Raw genomic sequence first — 23,826 nt, forward strand, 5'->3', positions numbered from 1 at the left:
AGTAGCAAATATTGCCTAGTCGTCCTAGGCTGTAGCCATGAATGGGAAAACTTCAAGGACCGTGGCCTCGATGACCCGAAGCATGTTCGCGATCGCTGCAGGGGTGGGCATGGTGCTCGGTGCGCTGGCGGTGCTCTGGATGTTCTGGCCGATCCGCGGGGACGGCTATGGCAACGGCCTGGGTGATCTCGGCCTGCCCTTGGCCTACGGCGCGCTCGCAGGAGTGGTGGTGGGTCTGATCTGCTGCAGCGGTGCGTATGCGGCCATTGAAATCCAGGCCATGGGGAACCATCCGGTCTCAGCAGCCAGGCAATCGGCCGCTGCTGGGATCGGCGCGGGCATCGCTGCACTGCTTCCGGCGTCGGCAGTGGCCGCGCTGGGCTGGGGCGAAATCGATCCGGCCCCGTTCCTGGGCACAGCCCTGGGGCTGCTGGCAGTGTGCTTCGCCTCGGGATTCGCCATCCGGGCCGGGCTCAACCGCTGCGCGGCCCGCGGCTGAGTCCATTCGGGCTGCGCAGCCAGGCGCTGGCTGGATCTTGGCTGGACGCCGCTGGCAGTGCAGGGCCGAGCTGTGGCACCTTGGGAAGCAGGCGCTTGGCCCAAGCGCCCGGCACGAAAGCGGACCAGGAGTGGAAATGAAGTTCAAGAGCCATCTCGGCGCAGGCGCGGCGGCAGGAATGCTGGCCGGGGCGGTGGGGCTGGCCGGAATCCCGGGGGCCCACGCCAGCGGCACGACCTACACCCAAGAGGTCTCCAGCGCCGCTACCTGCGCCATGATGGAAACCGCCACGGTGGATGCCTTCAAGGCGTCCGGGTACGAAGTCGGCAGCCACGCCTGCCTGGAAGGCAATGGCCGCTACACCTTGGTGATCGAGTACTCGCAATAGTTCCCGGGCGCCACGTGACGATTATCTAGCTGCTGGCGCACCCCGTGCAGACGTGTAAATTCGGGGCGCATCCAGCCGGGGGCGATACCCTTGGAGTATGGCCCCACGTACCCAGTCTCAGGGGACGAAGAAGACCGCGGCGCGCAAACCCAAGGCGCCTGGCTCCTCGTCCTCCAAGAAAACGCCCGAGAACCCGGATGCGGAACTCGCCCTGCCGCTGCGCGCAATACGCAGCGTGTGGATGGGCATTGCCCGGATCTTCGGCGGCGCATTCCGCCGCATCGGCGGAACCGTCAAGCCTGACTACGAGCTGCGCCGCGACGGCACCGGACTGTTCCTCGCGCTGATCTCGATGATCGTCGCGATCATCGAATGGTGGGGCCTGCGCGATGCGGGCTGGTTCGGTACCGGCGTGCACGCGGTCGCCGGCGGCACCCTGGGCTTCATGGCCGTGCTGCTGCCGGTGATCTTGTTCATCGGCGCCTTCCGGCTCTTCCGCTACCCGGAGGCGGTCACCGCGAACAACCGCATCGGCATCGGCCTGCTGATCATGACGCTCTCCGGCTCGTCCATCGCCTCGCTGGCCAACGGCTCGCCAGCGGTCTCCGACGATTTCCAAGCCCTCTGGAATGCCGGCGGCATGGCCGGTTCCATCCTGGGCACCCCGCTGGGCATGCTGATCTCGGTCCCGGGCGCCATGGCCGTGTTCATCTTCCTGGTGGTCATGTCCATCCTGATCGTCACCGCCACGCCATTTACGCAGATCCCTTCGCGCGTGCGTTCGGGCTACAACCGCCTGCTCGGCCAGGACCCGGACGCACCCCGTGCCGCCCGCCCCACGGCCGCAGTGGAACTTGATCCAGCCGGCGAGGACCATGACCAGTCCTACCTCTACCCGCAGGACGAGGCTCCGGCCCCCGCTGCCAGGAAGAAGAAGCCCGGCTTCTTCGAACGCCGGGCCGCGGCCGCCCGCAAGGTCACCGAGGTCTACGACGTGGACGGCGGCGAGCACGCTGAACGCCCCGGCGATGTCGCCTACGACAAGGCGGTCATCGGCCAGGATGATCCTGCCGAGCAGTCCACCGGCGCGATGCCTGCCGTCAACCGCAACTCCGGCAAGATCTTCGACGCCGACGAGGCCGCCACCCAGGCCATCGCCCGCCCGGACTTCGAGTCCGCCGCCGCCCCGGCCCAGGAAGACACCGCCACGGTGGCCATCCCGAAGCCCTCCGGTCCTCCGCCCGGGGTCAAGCGCCCGACCAAGGCCGAATCCGAGATGGCCGAGATCATGGCCAATATCGGGCTGAAGGCCGAGCCCGAGGCCACCACCTCCGCGATGGACCAGGTCTCCTCGCGCGCCGCCGGGCTCGCCGCATCCCCGCAGGCGCCGATCCCCGCGCGCAGCGAGCAGCTGCAGCTGTCCGGGGATGTCACCTACACCCTGCCCGAGGAGCACTACCTTCCTGCCGGCCCGCCGGCCAAGGAAGCCTCCGAGGCCAACCAGGTGGTGGTCGATGCGCTGACCAACACCCTGCAGCAGTTCAAGGTCGACGCGAAGGTCACCGGGTTCTCCCGCGGGCCCACGGTGACCCGCTACGAGATCGAGCTGGCTCCGGGCACCAAGGTGGAGAAGGTCACCGCGCTGTCCAAGAACATCTCCTATGCGGTGGCTTCCTCGGATGTGCGCATCCTCTCGCCGATTCCGGGCAAGTCAGCCATCGGCATCGAGATCCCGAACACCGACAAGGAAGTCGTGGCGCTGGGCGATGTGCTGCGCAGCTCCAATGCCCGCAAGACCGAGCACCCGATGGTGATGGGCGTGGGCAAGGACGTGGAAGGCGGCTTCGTCGTGGCCAACCTGGCCAAGATGCCGCACCTGCTGGTGGCAGGCGCCACCGGCGCGGGCAAGTCCTCGTTCGTGAACTCGATGATCACCTCGATCCTGATGCGCTCCACCCCGGACGAGGTGCGCATGGTCATGGTCGACCCCAAGCGCGTGGAGCTGACCGCCTACGAAGGCGTGCCGCACCTGATCACCCCGATCATCACCAACCCGAAGAAGGCCGCCGAGGCACTGGGCTGGGTGGTCCGCGAAATGGACACCCGCTACGACGATCTGGCCAACTTCGGTTTCAAGCACATCGACGACTTCAACAAGGCGGTCAAGGCCGGCAAGGTGCACCCTCCGGAGGGTTCCAAGCGCGTGCTCAAGCCCTACCCGTACCTGCTGGTGATCGTCGATGAGCTCGCCGACTTGATGATGGTCGCCCCGCGCGATGTCGAAGAGTCCATCGTGCGCATCACCCAGCTGGCGCGTGCCGCCGGCATCCACTTGGTGCTGGCCACCCAGCGCCCCTCGGTGGATGTGGTTACCGGCTTGATCAAGGCCAACGTGCCCTCGCGCATGGCCTTCGCGACCTCCTCGGTCACCGACTCCCGTGTGGTCCTGGACCAGCCCGGGGCCGAGAAGCTGCTGGGCCAGGGCGACGCCCTGTTCCTGCCGATGGGCACCTCCAAGCCGATGCGCGTGCAGGGCGCCTGGGTGACCGAATCCGAAATCCACCGCGTGGTCGAGCATGTCAAGAGCCAGCTGAAGCCCGAGTACCGGGAAGACGTGATCCCGGCTGCCGAGAAGAAGAAGCAGATCGATGAGGACATCGGAGACGATCTGGATCTGCTGCTGCAGGCTACCGAGCTCGTGGTCACCAGCCAGTTCGGCTCCACCTCGATGCTGCAGCGCAAGCTGCGCGTGGGCTTCGCCAAGGCCGGACGCCTGATGGACCTGATGGAATCGCGGGGCGTTGTCGGCCCTTCCGAGGGCTCCAAGGCCCGCGATGTGCTGATCCAGCCCGATGACCTGCCCATGGTCCTGGCCGCGATGCGCGGCGATGACCCGGCGACCAGCACCCCGTCGGCCACCGAGGCCGCGCTGGTGGCCGAAGCCAACGTGAACCACGCCGAGCCGGTCACCGACTATGCCGAGGACCTGGTTGCCAAGGATCTGGAAGATCGCCCGCAAGCCGTCGACTACTTCGATGGCTCCGACGAACCTGGCGAAGACGCCTGGGACCTGACAGGAAGAAACTGAAACCCATGAGCGAGCAAGCTGGCCGCAGTGCCCAGCCACCGGTACCGACGCTGAATATCGCCAACGTGCTCACTACCATCCGCATCATCATGGTGCCTTTCTTCGTCTGGGCCCTGATGGCCGATAACCACGAGCAAGGCCTGTGGCGCTGGGTCGCGCTGGGACTTTTCGTGGTGGCCATGTACACCGACAAGCTCGACGGGGACCTGGCGCGCAGCCGCGGGCTGGTCACCAACTTCGGCAAGATCGCGGACCCGATCGCCGACAAGCTGCTCACCGGTTCGGCGCTGGTTTGCTTCTCGATCCTGGCCGAGCTGCCTTGGTGGGTCACCATCGTGATCCTGGTGCGCGAATGGGGCATCACCTTGCTGCGCGTGGTGGTCATCCGCTACGGCGTGATTGCCGCGAATATGGGCGGCAAGATCAAGACCGTGTTGCAGGCCATCGTGATCGGCCTGTACCTGCTGCCCTACACCCACACCATTGACTGGCTGGGCACCGTGGCGTGGTACCTGATGCTGCTGACCCTGGCCGTCACCGTGGTCACCGGACTGGAATACCTGGTCAAGGCCGGCCAGCTGGCAGCCGCGGCCAAGAAGCAGAAGTAGGGCCGGCACCATGAAGCCCCAGGCACCCGAGGTGATCGCCAAGGCCATTGAAGGCGATGTGCAGCTGGCTACGGCCGAATCGTTGACCGCTGGCATGATTGCCGCGCGCCTGGCCGAGGTGCCCGGCGCCTCGGCGGTGCTGCGCGGGGGAGTTGTCAGCTATTCCTCGGCGGTGAAGTCATCGCTGCTGGGCGTCGATGAGTCGCTGCTTGCCTCCAAGGGATCGGTGGATCCCGAGGTTGCCCGGCAGATGGCCGTGGGGGCGCAGCGTGCCTGCGGTGCAGACGCGGCGATTTCTGCAACCGGGGTCGCTGGACCGGACCCGCACGATGGCAAGGCGGTGGGAACCGTGTATATTGGGTGGGCCATGGGCGCTGACTCGGGATCCGAAGTCCACCACTTCGTGGGAGACCGGGCACAGATCCGCGAGCAGAGCACCCTGGCGGCACTTCACCAGTTCGCTGCCATCTTGGATAAAGCTTCTTCACAGTAAGACGCGAAATACTCTTCTTCCCGAGATGTTACGCAAAAATCACGGCATATGTGGCGTAGGTCGCATTTAAGTGATTAGGGTGAATGTACGGGAACAAAATCGTATGACCTGTCGTTGTACGAATTGCAGGGCCGCAAGGATGGCCCCCGTATTTGATTAGATCTTCGAGATGGACCTAGGAGCAGAGGCTAAATTCATGGTCAAGCAACCCGTAACTGTCAATGGTGTCGTCCGTTGGCGCGATATGGGAGAAGCCCATATGGTCCAGCCCGAGAAGGAGGAGCACAAAATGGTAGTACTCCGTCATGAAATCGGCGATGTTCTGCGCGACGTCCGTCAGCGCCAGGGACGTACCCTTCGCGAGGTTTCGCATAGCGCACGTGTTTCCCTTGGCTACCTGTCCGAGGTTGAGCGTGGCCAGAAGGAGGCCTCTTCGGAGCTGCTCTCCTCGATCTGCGTGGCGCTGGAAATCCCATTGTCCCTGATGCTCCGTGAAGTATCCGAGCGCGTTGCCCTGGCAGAGGGCATTGCTATCCCGGATACCGTCCCTACGGATATGGCCGACGAGTTTGCGGCCAAGAGTGGCAACAAGCCATTGGCCTCGGTCTAGAACCAATTTTTTTAGGGCTACCGCTACTCAGTAATCGAGACTGCCGGCAGCCGTGCAAGGAGCCTGCGCGAAATGCGTGGGCTCCTTGCCTATGCGTGGGAGAATAATTAGGTGAAAATCAGCGATTTCTGGCGCAACATGGAAAACGAGTTCGGCGCGCGGTACTCCCACGTGCTAGCCGATTCCATGGCCCTTACCGAACTTGGCAGCCTTACCGCCGCGCAGGCGCTGGACAAGGGCATCAAGCCCAAGCAGATTTGGGAAGCCCTGTGCAAGGCGCAAGACATTCCGGCCGAACGCTGGCTTGGCGTGGATATCGAGCCGAAGGAATCGTAGCGACTCCGTTCGAAAGTCCCGGCACTGGATCTTCGAACATGCCGTGTTGAATTTCGAACACCTGTTCGGATAGGGTTATCCTAGAAGCAACGCAGGAAACTGCACCAAGAACTTAAGCACTGAGACTGTCCACACTTGAGGGCTATCGGAGTCCAAAGTGTCGGTGGGCAAGCATACTGTCTATTGCAGGACAAAATTCATGAGCAAGTACGTAGCAGGCTTGCAAGAGCAAAGGTGAACCATGGCAGCAAAAAATGATCGGGAAAAGGCGCTAGAGGCTGTCCTGGGCCAAATCGACAAGGCCTACGGCAAGGGCTCGGTCATGCGCCTGGGCGATGAAACCCGTGCACCTATTGAAGTAATTCCTACCGGTTCGGTTGCCTTGGATGTCGCCCTTGGCATTGGCGGCCTGCCACGCGGCCGCGTGGTGGAAATCTACGGCCCTGAGTCCTCGGGTAAAACCACGGTTGCCCTGCATGCAGTCGCCAGCGCGCAGAAAGCCGGCGGCGTTGCGGCATTCATCGATGCTGAGCACGCGCTTGATCCGGAATACGCCAAGAAGCTGGGCGTCGACACCGACGCACTGCTGGTCTCCCAGCCGGATACCGGCGAGCAGGCTCTGGAAATCATGGATATGCTCGTGGGCTCCGGCGCGCTGGATATCATCGTCATCGACTCCGTGGCAGCACTGGTTCCACGTGCCGAAATCGAAGGCGAAATGGGTGACAGCCATGTCGGCCTGCAGGCCCGCTTGATGTCCCAGGCTCTGCGCAAGATCACCGGCCGCCTCTCGGCCTCGAAGACTACCGCAATCTTCATCAACCAGCTGCGTGAAAAGATTGGCGTCTTCTTCGGCAGCCCGGAAACCACCACTGGCGGCAAGGCGCTGAAGTTCTACGCTTCGGTCCGCATCGACATCCGCCGCATTGAGACCCTGAAAGAGGGCACCAATGCGGTCGGCAACCGCACCCGCTGCAAGGTCGTCAAGAACAAGATGGCGCCTCCTTTCAAGCAGGCTGAATTCGACATCCTGTACGGCCACGGCATCTCCCGCGAAGGTTCGCTCATCGACATGGGTGTCGAGCACAACCTGGTCAAGAAGTCCGGTGCCTGGTTCACCTACGACGGGGACCAGCTGGGCCAGGGCAAGGAAAACGCCCGCCGCTTCCTGCGCGACAACCCGGATCTGGCCGACGAACTCGAGCGCCAGATCTTGCAGAAGCTCGGCGTTCTGCCACAGGAAGAAGTTGAAGAAGACGAGACCGAACTGCGAGTCGTCGAGGGCGATAAGTAGTGGCCCCAGGCTTCCAGCGACGTAGCGTCCGACCCGGAAAGAATTCCGGGTCGGACGCTACGTCCGTTTCCAAAGAGTTCCAGGGGGATCCCGAGGACATGCCGGACTGGGCAAAACCCAGCCCGGAAGAAGTGGAAGCACAAGCGGCTGAGGAATCAGCTAGGCGGGAACGCGCCGCCCGGCGCGCCGCAACCCCAGCCATGCCAGCGGGCAGCACCTCCCGCACCATTGCCAGCTTCCCGGAGGAATCCAGGAAACCGGGCAGTGTTGAAGAGCTGCGTGCGGCGATGGAACAGATTGTTGCCGCGCCCGCACCGGCCAAACCCTCGAAGCAGGAACGCCGCGAAGCACGCGAAGCGAGAAAAGCGGCGCGCGAAGCGGGGGAGCCCGAAGAGCTCAGCGATGACCACTGGCGGGAAAAGGCGCGTGGCATTTTGCTGCGCCAGCTCACAGCCAGCGACAAGACCGCGAAACAGCTCAAGGACAAGCTTCTTGACAACCAATGCCCTGAGGATATCGCTGATGAAGTCATCGACCGGTATGCCGAGATCAATCTCGTTGATGATGAACGCTTTGCGAAGTCGTGGGTAGTTGCCCGCGCGCGCTCGCGCGGTTTGGCCCGTGGGGCGATCAAGCGCGAGCTGCGCACCAAGGGCGTAGACGATGAACTGGCCGCTGAAGCGCTTGAGCAAATTGATGATGAGGCCGAGGAGCAGCGGGCCCGTGAACTGGTTCGCGCGAAACTTCGCCCGGAATCCATGGGCGCAGATCGGGATAGGGCATTACGCCGACTAGTAGGGATGCTGGGGCGTAAAGGCTACAACGGCGGCTTGGCCTTCAAGGTCGCGCGCGAAGAATGGGAAGAGCGCTTCGGTAGCCGCTACTGATTGCGCTTCGGATCCTGGGCAGGTGCTTTGCTGCGGCGTCCAAGCCAATCGTCGATGCCCTGGTATGCCCACAGGATCAAGGCGGCGATCCCGGCAAGCACCGAGCCAACACCGATATTGAACAGCAGGTCATCGGTCTCGTGGTCCATCGGCGGGAGGAGGCCGATGGCGATCGGGATGGCGAAAAGGAAAAGTGCGGATATTCCGGCCATCCAGATATGGAAGACCTTCATGCCGCGTGACAAGCGCAATGGGCGGGATTTCTCGGGTTCCGGTTGTGGGCGGGGTGAATGGTTTTCCACGGAAATCTCTCTCATAGGCCGAATTGGCTAGTTGATAGTCTAATTCAATCCTAACCCTTCCGAGGGAAGCGGTGAATTCGGCGATTAGCGGGCACGCGCTGCGAACAGCACGCAGGAGCGCGTCCTATGGTCACCTGTATTTCAGCAGTACCCAATCTTCGGTAATCTTGAAGAGTGACTGAGCAACATACCTTGAGCAACATCGGCAGTGGAGAACTACCCCGTACCTATGAAGTACGTACCTTCGGCTGCCAAATGAACGTGCACGATTCCGAGCGGCTCTCCGGTCTCCTGGAAGATGCGGGCCTAAGCCGCAAATCCGAAGAGCTGGCCGAAGAAGCAGCCGACGTCGTCGTCTTCAATACCTGCGCAGTGCGTGAGAACGCAGACAACAAGCTCTATGGGCATCTGGGCCTGCTGAAGAACCTGAAGGCCGAACGCCCCAATATGCAAATTGCCGTCGGCGGGTGCCTTGCCCAGAAGGACCGGGACACCATCGTCAAGAAAGCCCCATGGGTAGACGTGGTGTTCGGCACGCACAATATCGGTTCGTTGCCTACGCTGCTGGCCCGCTCGCGCCACAACCAGGAGGCGCAACTGGAGATCCTGGAATCACTGGATGTCTTCCCATCCACCTTGCCGACTCGACGCGAATCCGTGTACGCAGGCTGGGTCTCCATTTCCGTGGGTTGCAACAATACCTGCACCTTCTGCATCGTCCCATCCTTGCGCGGCAAGGAGCGCGATCGCCGCCCGGGCGAGATCCTCGCCGAAATCCAGGCCCTGGTCGATGATGGGGCCATCGAAGTGACCCTGCTGGGCCAGAACGTGAATTCCTACGGCGTGGAATTCGGAGACCGCTTGGCCTTCGGCAAGTTGCTGCGCGCTTGCGGCGAAATAGAAGGACTCGAACGCGTGCGCTTCACCAGCCCGCACCCAGCGGCCTTCACCGATGACGTCATCGATGCCATGGCCGAGACCCCGAACGTGATGCCGCAGCTGCATATGCCGCTGCAGTCCGGCTCGGACAGGGTGCTCAAGGAAATGCGCCGCTCCTACCGGTCCAAGAAATTCCTGGGCATCCTGGAAAAGGTTCGCGAACGCATCCCGCATGCCGCAATCACCACCGACATCATCGTTGGCTTCCCGGGCGAAACCGAAGAGGACTTCCAAGCCACCCTCGACGTGGTTGAAGCGTCGCGATTCTCCTCGGCATTCACCTTCCAGTATTCCAAGCGGCCGGGAACACCGGCAGCCGACCTGGAAGACCAGCTGCCCAAGGCGGTGGTCCAGGAACGCTACGAGCGCCTGACCGCGCTCCAGGACCGCATTGCCAAGGAAGAGAATGCGAAGCAGCTGGGCCGTACCGTAGAAGTGATGGCCACCGAGCAGTCCGGACGCAAGTCCGGGGAAACCCGGCGCCTGTCCGGACGCTCGCAGGACCAGCGCCTGGTGCACTTCTCTGTGCCTGACGGAGCCCAAGCCCCGCGCCCAGGCGATCTGGTCACCCTGCCTATTACCGAAGTGGCATCATTCCACCTGATTTCCGATCCCACCGCTGACCAGTACTCCCTGCGCTGTTCGCGTGCCGGGGATGCCTGGGGCCGTGCCCAAGCCGAAAGCTGCGGGGTACCTTCCCCAGCTGCGAACGGTTCCATCGGCCGCACGAGCTTGGGCATGCCAACCTTGAAAGTGCGTAGCTAAGTACATGACCAATTCGAACCTGCCGGTCATCGCCATCGTCGGCCCCACCGGCACCGGCAAGTCAGATTTGGCTATTGCCCTGGCCCGGGAACTGGGCGGGGAAATCGTCAATTCAGATGCCCTGCAGTTCTACCGCGGCATGGATATCGGCACCGCGAAGCTGCCGGTGGATGAACGTGGCGGCATCGAGCATCATTTGCTCGACACCATGGCCATCACCGAGGAAGCGTCCGTCGCGGCCTTCCAAGCCCAAGCCCGCGACCACTTCGCCCGAATCCGGGCCCGCGGCAAGATTCCGGTGATGGTCGGCGGCTCTGGACTGTATGTGCGCGCAGCACTTGACGTCATCGATTTCCCGCCGACAGATCCCGGGGTCAGGAAACGGCTGGAGGCTGAGGTCGAGGCCGAAGGCGACGTACCCCTGCGCCGCCGATTGGCCGAGGTGGACCCGGTGTCCGCTGGGCGCAACCTGGATTTGCGCCGCGCGATCCGGGCCCTTGAAGTCTACGAGATTTCCGGGCGGGCCTTCAGCTCCTTCATGCCGCAACGCGAGTATGCCGCACCGGCAATCCAGATCGGTTTGAACTATGACCGGCATGCATTGCACGAAGCCCTGGAAGCCCGCGTGCACAAGATGGATGCCATGGGATTAGCCGAAGAAGTCGCAGGACTTCTTGAACAAGGATTACGCGAAGGCAAGACCGCTTCGCGTGCCATCGGGTACCAGCAGTACATTGACTACTTGGATGGGCAGATCACCCGAGCCGAAGCCATTGACCAGACGATCATCGCCACGCGCAAGTTCGCGCGACGGCAGATCACCTGGTTCAATGCAGACCAGCGGGTCAACTGGCTGAACCCGATCGAACCGGGACTGCTGGAAAAAACGCTGAAGATCATTGGCTAGCCAACATACGCAGGAAAACTCTAGGAGCATAGATGTACCGCACCGAACTAGGACAGCTGGCTGGACAACATTTTGCCAAGGGCCACGCTACCGGCAACGACTTCGTACTGGTTGCAGACCCTGAAGCAAAGCTCGACATCACCCCCGAACAGGTAGCGGCCCTGTGCCATCGCCGATTCGGCATTGGCGGCGACGGGCTCATCCGTGCCGTGCCAACCTCCAAGGTTCCGGGATACGAAGAGCAGTTCCTGGAGAACCCCAAGGCCTACTGGTTCATGGATTACCGGAACAACGACGGTTCCATCGCCGAAATGTGCGGCAATGGCGTGCGTGCCTTCGCGCACTACTTGATTGCCGAGGGGCTGGTGAGCCTCCAGGTGGGGCAAAGCTTCCAGATCGGCAGCCGTGCAGGGGTCAAGGAAATTACCCGCCTGGTCGATGGCTACGCAGTGAACCTGGGTCCTTGGGGCCTGATCTTCGAGCAGGACGCGGCCGAAAAATCCGTGGACTCCATGGTCAAGCCGCGTGGCTGGGAACAGGCCCTGCCTGCCTTGAGTATCACCATGGGCAATCCGCACACCGTTGTGGCGTTGCCCGATGCCCGAATGCTCGAAGCATTGGACCTGTTCCAGGCACCAGAGGTATCTCCCGTTCCTGCCCACGGCACCAACGTGGAATTCGTGGTTCCATCCGAACCGCTGATTGAAGAAGACGGAGTTGCCCAGGTCCAGATGCGCGTCCATGAACGCGGGGTAGGAGAGACCCTCTCTTGCGGTACCGGTGCCTGCGCGGCTGCAGCTGCCGTGCGGTACTGGGCGCGCAGCACCGCGCTGATCAACCAGTGGGCTGTTGCGGTGCCAGGCGGCGTGGTCGGCGTTGAATTCCGCGGCAATGCAAGCGGCCGAGAAGATACGATCCTCAGTGGCCCCGCGGATCTGGTGGCACGCGGGATCCTCGGTGCGCAGTAGAACTGATCCGGTTCTTCGCAGAACCGCAGATTGGCTCGGCTAGCCGATCTGCGGTTTGCCTTCGGTCCTCTAGGCCGGGCGCGCTACCTTCAGCACGCGGAAGGCCTTGGCGGTCGCTTCGCGGGTGATCTTCCACTCCGAGGGAAGCTGCTCAACCAGCCACTTCTGCAACGAGTCACTGCCAAGGTTCTTCTGCACCACCATCCAGGCCTCGCCGCCCGGCGCCAAACGCGGCAACCACAGCATCAGCAGCTCATGCAGGGCATCCTTGCCGATGCGAATGGGCGGGTTGGACCAGATGGTGTCGAATTCCAAGTTCGGATCCACGGATTCAGGAGTGCCGACAACAACGTTGGACAAGCCCAACGCAGTGGCGTTCAAGCGGGCCAGATCGATGGAACGCTCATTGACGTCGACGCCGTAGACCTCGGACTGCGGGGACTGCTCGGCAGCGGCCAAGGTGATGGGCCCCCAGCCGCACCCGATATCCAGGATGCGTCCGCGAGGGGCCGGCACGTACTGCAGTAATACCGCTGTGCCCTTATCCAGCCCGGCAGGGGAGAAAATGCCGGAGGCCGTCTGCACTTTGCGCAGCGAGCCATTGAGCTCGACTTCGATGGTGCGACGTTCGTCTGCCGAGGCCGGGCTGGCGGTGAAGTAGTGATCCGAGGTCATAGGCAAAGTTTATCGCCCAGTACGGTTACCCCAAAGAACGGGGTCGCCAACGTGAGCAAAGCGATATAGGCACGACACGATATCACTGATAGAGTTTTCCCTATGACTTTCATTTTCGTCTAATACGTAATCCTCTTGGTTACCCGCGATTCCACGAGCTGGCCGTGCACTTCTTGCGCGCCCACCTGCATGAATCAGCAGACAGCAAAGTCATTTCCCCTTCTTGGCAGTTCTTCTTTTTGGAACCCCGCATTCGCCTTTGCTCACCGGTAACCATGCATTCACCTGTCTGCTCATAGACCTTTACTCCTTGCAAAGGACCACGAATGTTTGATGAACCAACCGAAACTGAACGCGCCACGTCGCAAAGTGGGGCCCACCCGCACTATTCTGGAAAGCGAAGTACTTCTAAGGAGACCATGACTAACTCCGAGTCACACGAGCACGATTCGGCATCTATGGATGATGCCCAGATCCAGGCCGCCATCGATCGAATCCTCGCAGCCGACGATGCGCAGAGCCCGCAGGTCCAGCACTTCGGCGAAGAAGAGAGTTCCATCTTCGCCGGGCAAGCCTCTGCACTGAACCGTTTTTCCTCCGGCCTCACCCATTTCGACGGGGACCAGGAAGATTTGGACGACCGCCGTGCGCTGCGCCGCGTCGCAGGCCTGTCCACGGAACTGGAAGACGTCACCGAAGTCGAGTACCGCCAGCTGCGCCTGGAACGCGTCGTGCTGGCTGGCATCTGGAGCGACGGCACCGTCACCGACGCCGAGAATTCCCTGCGTGAGCTCGCCGCTTTGGCAGAGACCGCCGGCTCGGAGGTCCTGGACGGGCTGGTGCAGCGTCGCAGCAAGCCGGACCCATCGACTTTCCTCGGCTCGGGCAAGGCTGAAGAGCTGCGCGGAATTGTTGCTTCCACTGGCGCCGATACCGTGGTTGTCGATGCAGAGCTGGCTCCTTCGCAGCGTCGCGCCTTGGAGGATATCGTCAAGGTCAAGGTGATCGACCGCACCAGCCTGATCCTGGATATCTTTGCGCAGCATGCCCAGTCGCGAGAGGGCAAGGCGCAGGTTGAACTGGCCCAGCTCGAATACCTGCTGCCGCGCCTTCGCGGTTGGGGAGAATCGATGTCCCGCCAGGCCGGTGGCCGCGTGGGTGCCGCCGGTGGCGGTATCGGTTCGCGTGGACCGGGTGAAACCAAGATTGAAATGGACCGCCGCCGCATTCGCGACCGCATGGCGAAGCTGCGCCGCGAGATCAAGGCCATGAAGCCTGCGCGCGAAGCCAAGCGTGCCAACCGCAAGCGCAATGAGGTTCCGGCCGTAGCCATTGCCGGCTACACCAACGCTGGCAAGTCATCGCTGCTTAACCGACTGACCAACGCCGGTGTGCTGGTGGAGAACGCGCTGTTCGCTACCCTGGACCCGACCGTTCGCCAGTCGGCGACCGAAGACGGGCTGACCTACACCCTGGCCGATACCGTGGGATTCGTTTCCAACCTTCCGACCCAGCTGGTGGAAGCCTTCCGTTCCACTTTGGAGGAAATCGCCGATTCGGATCTCATCCTGCACGTCGTTGACGGGTCCCATCCGGATCCCGAAGGGCAGATCCAGGCCGTGCGCACCGTGCTCGGCGAAGTCGACGCGTTGAACATCCCAGAGATCATCGTGGTGAATAAGGCTGATGTGGCTGATCCGTTCGTTATCGAACGCATCCGCAACAAGGAATCCAACACTGTGGTTGTCTCTGCGCATACCGGTGAAGGCATCCAGGAGCTGCTGGAAAAGATCAGTTCCTCGATTCCACGCCCCGGAGTCCAGGTTGAGGTACTCATTCCCTACAACCGGGGGGATTTGATCGCCAAGCTGCACCAGAGCGAATCCGAGATCCTGGAAAGCGAACACCTGGAGGAGGGCACCCGGCTGATCGTCAAGGTGCGCGATTCCTTTGCCGCAGAGTTGGAGACCTTCAACCTTCATGGATAAGCAAGAGCAGGCCCTGGGGCTCCTGGAGGCCGCGGTCACTTCCATGGGCGGCGCCATGCGCACCGGCCAGCAGGAAATGGTCAAGCACGTGGTCAGCGCGTTGGAAGACGAAAAGCATTTGCTGGTGCAGGCCGGTACCGGAACGGGCAAGTCCATGGGCTACCTGATTCCGGCACTGGCCCACGCGCAAACCAGCGCCAAGCCAGTGATCGTCTCCACCGCGACATTGGCGCTGCAATCGCAGATTGTCGGCCGTGACGTACCGCGATTACTCGACTCGCTCAAGGGCAAGCTCTCGCGCCCGATGGATGTCGCGCTGCTCAAGGGGCGCTCGAACTACCTGTGCCAGTACAAGCTCGGCGGCGGATACCCGGATGACGAAGGCACTCTTTTTTCCATGGACGAGCCGGCGATACCTGCCGGCACCACTTACTCGCCGCTGGCTAGCGAAGTAATGAAACTGCGTGAATGGGCCGAAGAGACCGACACGGGTGACCGCGATGAACTGGTGCCCGGGGTTAGTGACAAGGCTTGGAAGCAGGTCTCGGTTTCGGCCATGGAGTGCCTCGGCTCGCAGAAGTGCCCGATGGCGGACGAATGCTTCTCGGAAATGGCGCGTGCCCGTGCCGCCGAGTCCGACGTGGTCATTACGAACCATGCGTTGCTGGCGGTTTCGGCCTTCGAGGGGCTTTCGGTTCTCCCGGACTTCGAAGTCGCGATCATCGATGAGGCCCACGAACTGCAAGATCGCGTGACCAGCTCGGTTTCGGGCGCGCTCTCCTCGCGCATGGTGCTTACCGCCGCTGGCGGTGCCAAGCGCCATTGCGGTATCAATGCGGATGAGATGGTCAAGGCCGCAAACCGCCTGGAAAAGTCGTTGACCGGGTTGCCGACAGGCTTGCTGGAACATGGTCTGCGCGAAGACATGGGCATTGCCCTGAACGACATCGTGGAGCAGGCCCGGCTGGCTCTGGCGCTGTCCAAGCCCGAAGCCAATGCACCGGCCGATGGCGGCCGCCAGACTGCCCGCTCCCAGCTGCAGGCCGTGATGGATGATGCGATTCGCATGCTCGAATCCGAAGAACGCCGCGAGGTCCTGTACACCACCCGTCCGCGGGAGTTTGTCGAAGGCCGGGGCTACGTCGAGGCCGATGAGAGCCAGCCTGCAACCTTGAACGTGGCACCGTTGTCGGTGGCCGGCAAGTTGCGCGAGGGCCTCTTCGACGGGCGCACGGTCGTATTGACCAGCGCCACCTTGGCCATTGGCTCGCAGTTCGACTCGGTAGCAGGCTCCTTGGGCCTGATGGGCGCCGGCGCTCCATCATGGACCGGCGTAGATGTTGGCAGCCCTTTCGATTACCCCAAGCAGGGCATCCTCTACGTGGCCAAGCACCTGCCCAAGCCAGGACGCCAACTGGCGGCGGAGACGCTGGATGAGATCGAAGATCTCATCAAGGCCTCCGGTGGCGGCGCCTTGGCGCTGTTCACTTCCAAGCGTTCCGCCGAGGAAGCGGCAAGCATCTTGCGCGAGCGCCTGGACGTGGAAATCTTGTGCCAGGGTGAAGCCAGCATGAAGTCGCTGGTCGAACAGTTCAGCAGCGAACGCGACACCTGCCTGTTTGGAACCATGACCTTGTGGCAGGGCGTGGACGTGCCAGGCGATTCTTGCCGGCTGGTCATCATCGACAAGATTCCTTTCCCGCGCCCGGATGATCCTATCTCCAAGGCCCGTTCCGAGGACGTGGCCAAGCATGGCGGAAATGGCTTCATGCAGGTTGCCGCCACCCATGCGGCGATTCGCCTGGCCCAGGGTGCTGGGCGCTTGATTCGTTCGGTCGGGGATAAGGGCGTTGTGGCGATCCTTGATTCGCGCATGGCCACGGCGCGGTATGGCAGCTTCTTGAAAGCTACCCTGCCTCCGATGTGGCCGACTGTCGATAAGAAGGTCATTACTGGTGTTCTCAAGCGATTGAACCCGGGCGGGAAATAGCCGCAACCAGAATATGAACTTGAGCTGTCCTTCGGGACAGCTCGTGTTCTTTAACCGGTACCAGCATGATGCTTCCAGATGCACTAAGGTCTGTGACAAGAACTGATGAAGCTCGAATCGGAAGGCACCATGGAGTCCATGCAGGAATTGGCGCACCAAGCCGCGATCGACACCCACCAGCGGTTCGGGCATCGCCTCATGGGGTTGCCCGGAACGTGGATTGGACAGAGCTACAGCAAAGCGCATCGGTTGCGCGACGGAAGCATGCTCAGCAATCTCAATGGTTTCGCGCACCCGCTTGCGGAGTGGAACTATTGGTGGCAGGCGCACTATCTGGATGCCATCATCGATGAGGGCCGATCGTACTGGGACGAAGGCAACGAACACCGGGCGCGCGAAGCGCTTGCCCGGGCCAACGGCCTATTGCGCGGCATTCGAATTCGAAACTTCGGGATCTTGCCCAACTACTTCTTCGACGACATGGCTTGGCTTGCCCTGGCCAGCGGCCGCCTGTCAAAGTTCACGCAGCTGGTGACGGGGCACAGGAGCCGTCCTGCCGAGGCGGCAGTTCGGACGCTGGGACGGCAGCTCCATGCCGGCATGGATGGGGTGCTGGACGGCGGCCTGTACTGGTCCAGAAAGCGGGATTTCAAGAACACGCCAGCCAACGCGCCGGCGGCACTGTTCTTTGCCCGTACCGGGGAGAAAGAGACCGCGCGAGAGCTTCTCCAGTGGCTGGAAAAGAATCTGTTCAGCGTGGAGCGAGGACTGTATCTGGACGGACTTCGGTTGACCACGCAGGGACACGCCGTGGAACCAGCGGTCTACACCTATAACCAGGGCCTGGTGCTCGGGGCATTGCTTGAGCTTGGCGAGCCTGCTGATCTGGCTCACGCTCAAGTACTGATCGATGCCACCACGAAATCGCTGTCAACTGCTGCCGGGGTCCTCTCGTTCAACAGCGGGGGAGACGGCAACCTGTTCGCGGGGATACTCTGCCGATATCTGGCCCTCGCCGGTAATGATGTCCGCTTGGAAGCCCGGAGCCGGGAGCAGGCCAGGAGGCTGGTCATGGCAACGGCGCGCCATCTGGCTGACCAGGAGCCACGCCGGCTTTCGGCGGCAATCCAACGCTGGATGATCTTCTCGGCGGCCGCTCAATTCGAGTTGAACGCCGGCCAATAGCGGGTTAAACGAGAATTGCGCTGGTGCCAAGCACCAGCGCAATGACCGTACGTATTCTAGAGCGAGCGCATCACCGAGACGACGCGTCCCATGATCGTTGCGGCATCACCCAAAATTGGTTCGTAGCGCGAGTTCTGCGGAAGCAGCCAGGTGTGCCCGTCACGCTGCCGGAAAGTCTTTACCGTGGCTTCTTCATCGAGCAGGGCAGCTACGATGTCGCCGTTGTCCGCCGTCTGCTGGCGGCGGACAACTACCCAGTCGCCATCGCAAATCGCAGCGTCAACCATTGAATCGCCGGAAACCTTGAGCATGAACAGTTCGCCGTGGCCTACGAGCTGACGAGGCAACGAGAAAACATCCTCGACGGACTGTTCGGCAAGGATCGGACCGCCGGCAGCGATACGGCCAACCAGGGGAACCATGGTGGTGTCAGCGGAAGTGCTCAATTCAATGATCTTGGCGTCTTCGCTGGCATCTGGCTCGACCGGCTTCGAAACTTCGGCCTTCTCGGCGTCTTCGGCCAGCTGCAGAGGCAGCAGGATTTCCATTGCGCGCGGACGGCGTGGATCTCGACGGATATAGCCGAGCTTTTCCAGCTGGCTCAGCTGGTGGGTGACGCTCGAAAGGCTCTTGAGCCCCACTGCGTCACCAATCTCACGCATCGATGGTGGATAACCGTTCTTGCCGATTGACCGCTGGATCGTCTCCAGGATCTTCTTTTGGCGAATCGTCAGCGAACGTGCATTCGATCGGGGAGTGCGTTGTGAAGCTGACATGAGATTTTGCCTTCCCTAGCAATCATTCGAAAGTTCGTAAGTCCAAACTGTCGGCGCTAGATGGTGAGATGTTTTCATTGCTCGTCTACTTCGAAATCTTAGTAGATAAGCGAGCTTCTTTCAAAGATTTGTTCGAAAACTTCTGGACAAGTTCCGCAAACCTCTGTTAGAACAGATATACGAGGTTCGAACAAGTTTTCGAATCTACGCTTTCGAATACAAATTCGCATCACTTGAATTTCTTGAGGAGACAAAGTCATGGCAACCGTCGCACTTGACTCAAATCAGACCCAGGCACCACTGAAGATCCGCATCAACCGTCGCGGATGGGCCGTGCTTGTGGGTATGCCCATTTTCGCACTCACCATCGCCGCAGCTTTCTTCATCTCCATGTTTGCCTCTGACGCGCATGCCGCAGCCGATACTCCTGTTGGAGTCGGAACCGTTGATGTCACCGTTATTCCAGGGGATACGCTGTGGAGCCTGGCCCGGGATTACGCCACCGGTTACGACGTGACCTCGGCAGTGGGCCACATCGCCGAACTCAATGCCCTGACCGGCAGCGAAATCCAGGTCGGCGAAACCCTCTCGATTCCGGTCCTTGCCGGCTAGCTTCCCCAGCTTGCTTCGAGTTTGTTACCTGTGGCCGTAGCGGATTCACCGGCAGGCGCGCTGCGCACGTAGACTTGATGCGTGAATGACCGCAGTGAACTTTTGAGTCAGCTGCCCTTGCGTGAGAATCTCCGCGGGCTATCCCCTTATGGCGCACCACAAATTGACGTGCCCATCCAGCTGAACGTCAACGAGAACACCCATCCGTTGCCACCGACAGTCGTCGATGCCATTGCACAAGAGGTGGCCAAGGCGGCGGCAACGTTGAACCGGTATCCGGACCGCGAGTTCACCGAGCTTCGCGAACTCCTAGCCGATTACCTCGGCCACTCGCTCACAAAGGACAATATCTGGGCCGCTAACGGTTCCAATGAAATCCTGCAGCAAATCCTGCAAGCCTTTGGCGGCCCCGGCCGTGCCGTGATGAGCTTCGGCCCTACCTACTCCATGTACCCGCTGCTTGCCAGTGGTACTGACACGAAATATATCGCCGGTGAACGCGCCGCAGATTTCACGTTGTCCGCCGATTCCGCAGCCGCACAGGTTCGCGAGCACAAGCCGAACATCGTTTTTCTCTGCTCTCCGAATAACCCCACCGGCACGGCCCTTGGCCTGGACGTCATCACCGCGGTATATGAAGCCATGAGCGAGCATAACGGCATGGTGATCGTGGATGAGGCGTACGCCGAGTTCTCCTTGGCCAGCACCACCTCGGCGCTGAGCCTGCTCGAAGGCCGCCAGCGGCTGATTGTCTCGCGCACCATGTCCAAGGCTTTCGGCCTGGCCGGTGCGCGCGTAGGCTACCTGGCCGCTGCGCCAGAAGTCACCGATGCCATCCGCTTGGTGCGACTGCCATACCACCTGTCGGCAGTGACCCAGGCAACCGCCATCGCGGCCTTGAAGAACATCGAGTTGCTGTTGGCCCAGGTCGAGGACATCAAGTCCCAGCGGGACCGCATCGTCGCGCGCCTGAAGGAACTTGGCCTCAAGCCATCGGTCTCCGACTCCAACTTCGTCTTCTTCGGTGGCGTCGAAGACCCCCGCAAGATTTGGGAAGGCCTGTTGGAAGCCGGCATCATCATCCGCGACAATGGAATCCCGGGAACCTTGCGTGTTACGGCAGGAACCGAATCGGAAACCACAGCCTTCTTGGAACGACTTGCCGAACTGCTCGGCTCGCAGAAGTAATCAAAGACAAGCGAAGGAAGACATGTCTGCCGAATTGATTGGCGCACGTCGCGCCCGCATGGAACGCGTGACCAGCGAATCGTCCGTATTCGTTGAACTGGACCTCGATGGCACCGGTGTCTCTGAGATCAGCACCTCGGTGCCGTTCTACGACCACATGCTGACTGCGCTATCCAAGCATTCGCTCATCGATCTCACCGTGCGTGCAACCGGCGATACCCACATCGACGTTCACCACACCGTCGAGGACACCGCGATCACCATTGGCGAAGTACTGCGCGTGGCACTGGGCAACAAGGCCGGCATCCGCCGCTTCGGCACCTCCTACGCTCCACTGGACGAAGCCCTGTCCCGTTCGGTAGTCGATGTGTCGGGCCGGCCATACCTCGTGCACTCCGGCGAGCCTGCGGGCCAGGAATACCACCTGATCGGTGGTCACTTCACCGGTTCGATGACCCGTCACGTCTTCGAAGCCATCACTTTCCACGCACAGATCTGTGCTCACATCGAGGTGCTCTCGGGTCGCGACCCGCACCACATCGTTGAAGCGCAGTTCAAGTCCTTCGCGCGCGCATTGCGCGAAGCGGTAGAGCGCGATGAGCGCATGGGCGACAAGATCCCATCCACGAAGGGTGCACTGTAAGTGGAAAAGAAAACAGTAGTTGTCCTGGATTATGGTTCCGGCAACGTCCGCTCCGCTGTGCGCGCTTTGGAAGCCGCCGGCGCCGAAGTGGAACTGACCGCAGATCCGAAGAAGATCGTGGCCGCCGACGGCCTGGTAGTCCCCGGTGTTGGCGCCTACGCCTCGGTCATGGAGCAGCTGGCCAAAACCGGTTCCCTGCGCTGGATCGGTCGCCGCATTGCCGGGGGCCTGCCGGTTTTGGGTATCTGCGTGGGACACCAGGTCTTCTTTGAAGAAGGCGTGGAACACGGTGTGAAAACCGAAGGCATTGGCGAATGGCCGGGCAAGGTTGAACGCCTGCAGTCGGATGTCATCCCGCACATGGGCTGGAACACGGTACGCCCGCCGGAAGGATCCAAGCTGTTCGCCGGCATCGAGGGTGAACGATTCTACTTCGTGCACTCCTACGCTGTTCAGAAGTGGGAATTCGACGTAACGCAGCCAGCGATGACCCCGCCACAGGTGACCTGGTCGACGCACGGAACGCCCTTCGTGGCCGCCGTCGAGAACGGCCCGCTATCGGCAGTGCAGTTCCACCCGGAGAAGTCCGGGGACGCTGGCGCGCAGCTGCTTCGCAACTGGTTGGGGACGCTCTAGGCATGTGGACCCTCATTCTGGGCGTTGTCGGGGCCTTCCTGATTGGCGGAGCCATTTCGCTGAAGAGCCAGAAGGCCCATATCTCATGGATCATCGCGCTGTGGGTACTTGCAGGCCTGAGCCTGATCGCAGCCTGGTCATTGACTTACTAATCACATTACTTCTTCACTAAGGACATCATGAGCGAGCAACCAATCCTCGAACTTTTGCCTGCAGTAGATATCGCTGGCGGACAGGCAGTGCGCCTGGTCCAGGGCGAAGCCGGTTCCGAGACCGGATACGGCGACCCGCTGGAAGCTGCGCTCTCCTGGCAGAATGCCGGCGCTGAATGGCTGCACCTGGTCGACCTGGACGCAGCCTTTGACCGTGGCAGCAATGTTGAGATTGTCCAGCGCATTGCCAAGGAACTGGATATCAAGGTCGAGCTCTCCGGCGGTATCCGCGATGACGCTTCACTTGACCGGGCCCTGGAATTCGGTGCTACCCGCGTCAACCTCGGAACCGCCGCGCTGGAGAACCCGGAATGGACCAAGCAGGCCATTGCCCGCCACGGTGACAAGATCGCCGTGGGCATGGACGTGCGCGGAACCACCTTGTCCGGCCACGGCTGGACCAAGGACGGAGGCGACCTGTGGGATGTTCTGGCCCGCCTCGAAGATGCCGGATGCGCCCGTTACGTCGTCACCGACGTGACCAAGGACGGCACCCTGCGCGGACCGAACGTTGAACTATTGCGCGAAATCGCTGCCAAGACCAGCAAGCCGATTGTCGCCTCGGGCGGCATCTCCTCGCTCGAAGACCTCCGGGTCTTGCGCGAGCTGGTTCCAGAAGGCATCGAAGGAGCCATCATGGGCAAGGCGCTGTACTCGGGCCAATTCACCTTGCAAGAAGCGCTCGATGTAGCAGGTCGCCGCTAGGCCCCATGCTGCAGCAGGGAAAGACGATTCAGAAGCTCGTGCTTTTGAATCGTCTTTTTTTATTCGTGAAAGCGGATCCCGGTCTTTCCCTCCTCGGGCCCGCGACTGCGCGCAGGTGCTGGGAAAGAAATCTGAAATCATCGGATAGGGGTGTCCAAGCTCATGACTGCAGTTTTGAAACTTCCCTCCAACAACCCCGAAACCACCGATAGCATGGAGCTATGAGTACCGAGCAACCTGAATCTGCACCCAAACGCCACCTGCCGGGACATATTGTCGCTGCACTGGCGCAGGCAGGCTCTAGCACCGACTCTGCCGGTCAGGACTGGGAAGGCCGGGACCTGAGCGGTGAAGGCAACCCCCTGCATAATTTCGACAAGGACGACGGCAAGGCCGACGCCAACGTCGTTGCCGCACTGGCGGCCTTGCGCGATGGCAGCGCAGGGGAGGGCGAGGTGCATAAATCCTTGTCCGAGGCACGCGTTTTCGTTGCGGTGGTAGCCCAGCTCGGCGAAGAAGCCATGACGGAACACGGCTTCGCATCCGACAAGGAAGCCGATATGGCGCTGGTGAAAATCAAGGCTCCAGATGGCCGCATGGCCCTGCCGATCTTCACGACCGTCGAACGATTGCAAGCTTGGCACAAGGAAGCTCGACCAGTGGCGGTTTACGCCCCGCGGGCGGCCCTCTCGGCAGTCAGCGAGGAATGCCAGCTGCTGGTACTCGATCCCGGAAGCGAATTCACCTTCGTACTTCGACGACCGGGGGTCTGGAACCTGGCGAAGCAGATCGACTGGATTCCGAGTTATCAGAACCAGCAGATCGCCAACCTGGTGCAGGATGCAACCGAAGGCTTTGGCCAGTTGCAGACCGTCAAGGTTGCCCCGGGCAGGGGAGTCGGCTCACGCAGCAAGGACGGGCAAGTGGTCCTTGGCGGAGGTCCCGGACCGGAACTGAACTTGCAGTTTGTTTTTGCTCCCGGAACGAGCGAGAACGACGCTCGCGAGACGACTCGCGCAATCCACGGACGTTTGTCCCAAAACACCGAATTCGCTGAAGCAGTGGATTCCCTCGAACTCAGTTTGCACAGCGCGCCGAACTAAACCGGCGGGCTCCTTTCGACCAGACAAGG

General features: G+C 61.5%; 25 protein-coding genes. 22 read left to right on the forward strand and 3 right to left on the reverse strand.

Annotation, left to right across the window (positions count from 1 at the left end; all coding sequences use genetic code 11):
- The first annotated feature begins 37 nt into the window (after positions 1–37).
- From ACWICV_RS12950 to ACWICV_RS12990, 9 genes are all read left to right on the forward strand, one after another.
- Entirely contained in the window at positions 38–499 is a 462-nt protein-coding gene (locus tag ACWICV_RS12950; RefSeq protein ID WP_454091126.1) for a hypothetical protein, read from the forward strand.
- A 136-nt stretch (positions 500–635) separates the two neighbouring features.
- Positions 636–887 (forward strand): hypothetical protein, encoded by a 252-nt coding sequence (locus ACWICV_RS12955; RefSeq protein WP_454091127.1) that lies wholly within the window; start codon positions 636–638, stop codon positions 885–887.
- Positions 888–984: 97 nt separating this feature from the next.
- Entirely contained in the window at positions 985–3,975 is a 2,991-nt protein-coding gene (locus ACWICV_RS12960) for a DNA translocase FtsK 4TM domain-containing protein (protein WP_454091128.1), read from the forward strand.
- 5 nt (positions 3,976–3,980) lie between these two features.
- Positions 3,981–4,583 carry a CDP-diacylglycerol--glycerol-3-phosphate 3-phosphatidyltransferase gene (gene pgsA, locus ACWICV_RS12965; protein ID WP_332487900.1) on the forward strand — a complete coding sequence of 201 codons (603 nt, stop codon included), beginning with the start codon at positions 3,981–3,983 and terminating at the stop codon, positions 4,581–4,583.
- Positions 4,584–4,593: 10 nt separating this feature from the next.
- Positions 4,594–5,076: a CinA family protein gene (locus tag ACWICV_RS12970; protein ID WP_400290473.1), complete on the forward strand. Its 483-nt coding sequence runs from the start codon at positions 4,594–4,596 to the stop codon at positions 5,074–5,076.
- A 196-nt stretch (positions 5,077–5,272) separates the two neighbouring features.
- A complete protein-coding gene (locus tag ACWICV_RS12975; RefSeq protein WP_400290474.1) occupies positions 5,273–5,686 on the forward strand; it encodes a helix-turn-helix domain-containing protein in 414 nt (137 codons plus the stop codon).
- Between the two features lie 111 nt (positions 5,687–5,797).
- Positions 5,798–6,022 (forward strand): DUF3046 domain-containing protein, encoded by a 225-nt coding sequence (locus tag ACWICV_RS12980; protein WP_105658168.1) that lies wholly within the window; start codon positions 5,798–5,800, stop codon positions 6,020–6,022.
- 241 nt (positions 6,023–6,263) lie between these two features.
- Positions 6,264–7,316, forward strand: a complete 1,053-nt coding sequence (gene recA, locus ACWICV_RS12985; protein WP_105658167.1) for a recombinase RecA — start codon at positions 6,264–6,266, stop codon at positions 7,314–7,316.
- Between the two features lie 98 nt (positions 7,317–7,414).
- Positions 7,415–8,203, forward strand: a complete 789-nt coding sequence (locus ACWICV_RS12990) for a regulatory protein RecX (RefSeq protein ID WP_400290478.1) — start codon at positions 7,415–7,417, stop codon at positions 8,201–8,203.
- On the opposite strand, the gene ACWICV_RS12995 is transcribed toward ACWICV_RS12990, so the two are convergent.
- Positions 8,197–8,520, reverse strand: a complete 324-nt coding sequence (locus ACWICV_RS12995; RefSeq protein WP_146112308.1) for a hypothetical protein — start codon at positions 8,518–8,520, stop codon at positions 8,197–8,199. The genes ACWICV_RS12990 and ACWICV_RS12995 overlap by 7 nt on opposite strands.
- A gap of 159 nt (positions 8,521–8,679) precedes the next feature.
- On the opposite strand from ACWICV_RS12995, the gene miaB reads away from it, so the two are divergent.
- The 3 genes from miaB to dapF are packed head-to-tail and all read left to right on the forward strand — an operon-like array spanning position 8,680 to position 12,084.
- Positions 8,680–10,209, forward strand: a complete 1,530-nt coding sequence (gene miaB / locus ACWICV_RS13000) for a tRNA (N6-isopentenyl adenosine(37)-C2)-methylthiotransferase MiaB (RefSeq protein ID WP_400290480.1) — start codon at positions 8,680–8,682, stop codon at positions 10,207–10,209.
- A 4-nt stretch (positions 10,210–10,213) separates the two neighbouring features.
- Positions 10,214–11,116 (forward strand): tRNA (adenosine(37)-N6)-dimethylallyltransferase MiaA, encoded by a 903-nt coding sequence (miaA, locus tag ACWICV_RS13005; RefSeq protein WP_400290483.1) that lies wholly within the window; start codon positions 10,214–10,216, stop codon positions 11,114–11,116.
- A gap of 32 nt (positions 11,117–11,148) precedes the next feature.
- The gene (dapF, locus tag ACWICV_RS13010; protein ID WP_400290486.1) at positions 11,149–12,084 is read left to right on the forward strand and encodes a diaminopimelate epimerase; all 936 of its coding nucleotides are present in this window, start codon (positions 11,149–11,151) and stop codon (positions 12,082–12,084) included.
- 69 nt (positions 12,085–12,153) lie between these two features.
- On the opposite strand, the gene ACWICV_RS13015 is transcribed toward dapF, so the two are convergent.
- Positions 12,154–12,759, reverse strand: coding sequence for a class I SAM-dependent methyltransferase (locus ACWICV_RS13015; RefSeq protein WP_105658161.1), 606 nt, complete (start codon positions 12,757–12,759; stop codon positions 12,154–12,156).
- Positions 12,760–13,178: 419 nt separating this feature from the next.
- Between ACWICV_RS13015 and hflX the strand changes: the two genes are divergently transcribed.
- From hflX to ACWICV_RS13030, 3 genes are all read left to right on the forward strand, one after another.
- Entirely contained in the window at positions 13,179–14,747 is a 1,569-nt protein-coding gene (hflX, locus tag ACWICV_RS13020) for a GTPase HflX (protein WP_454091129.1), read from the forward strand.
- The gene (locus tag ACWICV_RS13025; protein ID WP_105658159.1) at positions 14,740–16,737 is read left to right on the forward strand and encodes an ATP-dependent DNA helicase; all 1,998 of its coding nucleotides are present in this window, start codon (positions 14,740–14,742) and stop codon (positions 16,735–16,737) included. The genes hflX and ACWICV_RS13025 overlap by 8 nt, the downstream gene beginning before the upstream one ends.
- A 105-nt stretch (positions 16,738–16,842) precedes the next feature.
- Positions 16,843–17,922: a glycoside hydrolase family 76 protein gene (locus ACWICV_RS13030; RefSeq protein ID WP_400290492.1), complete on the forward strand. Its 1,080-nt coding sequence runs from the start codon at positions 16,843–16,845 to the stop codon at positions 17,920–17,922.
- A gap of 56 nt (positions 17,923–17,978) precedes the next feature.
- Here ACWICV_RS13030 and lexA read toward each other — a convergent pair whose 3' ends face one another.
- On the reverse strand, positions 17,979–18,698 hold the full coding sequence (gene lexA / locus ACWICV_RS13035; protein ID WP_105658157.1) for a transcriptional repressor LexA: 720 nt from the start codon (positions 18,696–18,698) through the stop codon (positions 17,979–17,981).
- 258 nt (positions 18,699–18,956) lie between these two features.
- Here lexA and ACWICV_RS13040 point away from each other — a divergent pair, with 258 nt between their 5' ends.
- The 7 genes from ACWICV_RS13040 to ACWICV_RS13070 all read left to right on the forward strand — a co-directional run bounded on the left by ACWICV_RS13040 (position 18,957) and on the right by ACWICV_RS13070 (position 23,797).
- Positions 18,957–19,310 (forward strand): LysM peptidoglycan-binding domain-containing protein, encoded by a 354-nt coding sequence (locus ACWICV_RS13040; protein ID WP_105658156.1) that lies wholly within the window; start codon positions 18,957–18,959, stop codon positions 19,308–19,310.
- A gap of 81 nt (positions 19,311–19,391) precedes the next feature.
- Complete coding sequence (locus tag ACWICV_RS13045) at positions 19,392–20,498, forward strand: histidinol-phosphate transaminase (protein WP_400290496.1); 1,107 nt, start codon at positions 19,392–19,394, stop codon at positions 20,496–20,498.
- Positions 20,499–20,520: 22 nt separating this feature from the next.
- Complete coding sequence (gene hisB, locus ACWICV_RS13050) at positions 20,521–21,141, forward strand: imidazoleglycerol-phosphate dehydratase HisB (protein ID WP_013348471.1); 621 nt, start codon at positions 20,521–20,523, stop codon at positions 21,139–21,141.
- Positions 21,142–21,777 (forward strand): imidazole glycerol phosphate synthase subunit HisH, encoded by a 636-nt coding sequence (gene hisH, locus ACWICV_RS13055; RefSeq protein ID WP_105658154.1) that lies wholly within the window; start codon positions 21,142–21,144, stop codon positions 21,775–21,777.
- Between the two features lie 2 nt (positions 21,778–21,779).
- Positions 21,780–21,929, forward strand: coding sequence for a hypothetical protein (locus ACWICV_RS13060; protein ID WP_166650645.1), 150 nt, complete (start codon positions 21,780–21,782; stop codon positions 21,927–21,929).
- Positions 21,930–21,956: 27 nt separating this feature from the next.
- Positions 21,957–22,694, forward strand: a complete 738-nt coding sequence (gene priA / locus ACWICV_RS13065; protein WP_105658153.1) for a bifunctional 1-(5-phosphoribosyl)-5-((5-phosphoribosylamino)methylideneamino)imidazole-4-carboxamide isomerase/phosphoribosylanthranilate isomerase PriA — start codon at positions 21,957–21,959, stop codon at positions 22,692–22,694.
- 221 nt (positions 22,695–22,915) lie between these two features.
- On the forward strand, positions 22,916–23,797 hold the full coding sequence (locus tag ACWICV_RS13070; protein WP_105658152.1) for an SseB family protein: 882 nt from the start codon (positions 22,916–22,918) through the stop codon (positions 23,795–23,797).
- The last annotated feature ends 29 nt before the right edge of the window (positions 23,798–23,826 follow it).

The organism is Glutamicibacter sp. NPDC055354, from assembly GCF_053644955.1.

Bases quoted from the DNA above. Each gene is read 5' to 3' on its own strand.
- ACWICV_RS12950 (WP_454091126.1), top strand. From the start codon at position 38: ATGAATGGGAAAACTTCAAGGACCGTGGCCTCGATGACCCGAAGCATG.
- ACWICV_RS12955 (WP_454091127.1), top strand. From the start codon at position 636: ATGAAGTTCAAGAGCCATCTCGGCGCAGGCGCGGCGGCAGGAATGCTG.
- ACWICV_RS12960 (WP_454091128.1), top strand. From the start codon at position 985: ATGGCCCCACGTACCCAGTCTCAGGGGACGAAGAAGACCGCGGCGCGC.
- pgsA (WP_332487900.1), top strand. From the start codon at position 3,981: ATGAGCGAGCAAGCTGGCCGCAGTGCCCAGCCACCGGTACCGACGCTG.
- ACWICV_RS12970 (WP_400290473.1), top strand. From the start codon at position 4,594: ATGAAGCCCCAGGCACCCGAGGTGATCGCCAAGGCCATTGAAGGCGAT.
- ACWICV_RS12975 (WP_400290474.1), top strand. From the start codon at position 5,273: ATGGTCAAGCAACCCGTAACTGTCAATGGTGTCGTCCGTTGGCGCGAT.
- recA (WP_105658167.1), top strand. From the start codon at position 6,264: ATGGCAGCAAAAAATGATCGGGAAAAGGCGCTAGAGGCTGTCCTGGGC.
- ACWICV_RS12990 (WP_400290478.1), top strand. From the start codon at position 7,415: ATGCCGGACTGGGCAAAACCCAGCCCGGAAGAAGTGGAAGCACAAGCG.
- ACWICV_RS12995 (WP_146112308.1), bottom strand. From the start codon at position 8,520: ATGAGAGAGATTTCCGTGGAAAACCATTCACCCCGCCCACAACCGGAA.
- miaA (WP_400290483.1), top strand. From the start codon at position 10,214: ATGACCAATTCGAACCTGCCGGTCATCGCCATCGTCGGCCCCACCGGC.
- dapF (WP_400290486.1), top strand. From the start codon at position 11,149: ATGTACCGCACCGAACTAGGACAGCTGGCTGGACAACATTTTGCCAAG.
- ACWICV_RS13015 (WP_105658161.1), bottom strand. From the start codon at position 12,759: ATGACCTCGGATCACTACTTCACCGCCAGCCCGGCCTCGGCAGACGAA.
- hflX (WP_454091129.1), top strand. From the start codon at position 13,179: ATGACTAACTCCGAGTCACACGAGCACGATTCGGCATCTATGGATGAT.
- ACWICV_RS13025 (WP_105658159.1), top strand. From the start codon at position 14,740: ATGGATAAGCAAGAGCAGGCCCTGGGGCTCCTGGAGGCCGCGGTCACT.
- ACWICV_RS13030 (WP_400290492.1), top strand. From the start codon at position 16,843: ATGAAGCTCGAATCGGAAGGCACCATGGAGTCCATGCAGGAATTGGCG.
- lexA (WP_105658157.1), bottom strand. From the start codon at position 18,698: ATGTCAGCTTCACAACGCACTCCCCGATCGAATGCACGTTCGCTGACG.
- ACWICV_RS13040 (WP_105658156.1), top strand. From the start codon at position 18,957: ATGGCAACCGTCGCACTTGACTCAAATCAGACCCAGGCACCACTGAAG.
- hisB (WP_013348471.1), top strand. From the start codon at position 20,521: ATGTCTGCCGAATTGATTGGCGCACGTCGCGCCCGCATGGAACGCGTG.
- ACWICV_RS13060 (WP_166650645.1), top strand. From the start codon at position 21,780: ATGTGGACCCTCATTCTGGGCGTTGTCGGGGCCTTCCTGATTGGCGGA.
- priA (WP_105658153.1), top strand. From the start codon at position 21,957: ATGAGCGAGCAACCAATCCTCGAACTTTTGCCTGCAGTAGATATCGCT.
- ACWICV_RS13070 (WP_105658152.1), top strand. From the start codon at position 22,916: ATGAGTACCGAGCAACCTGAATCTGCACCCAAACGCCACCTGCCGGGA.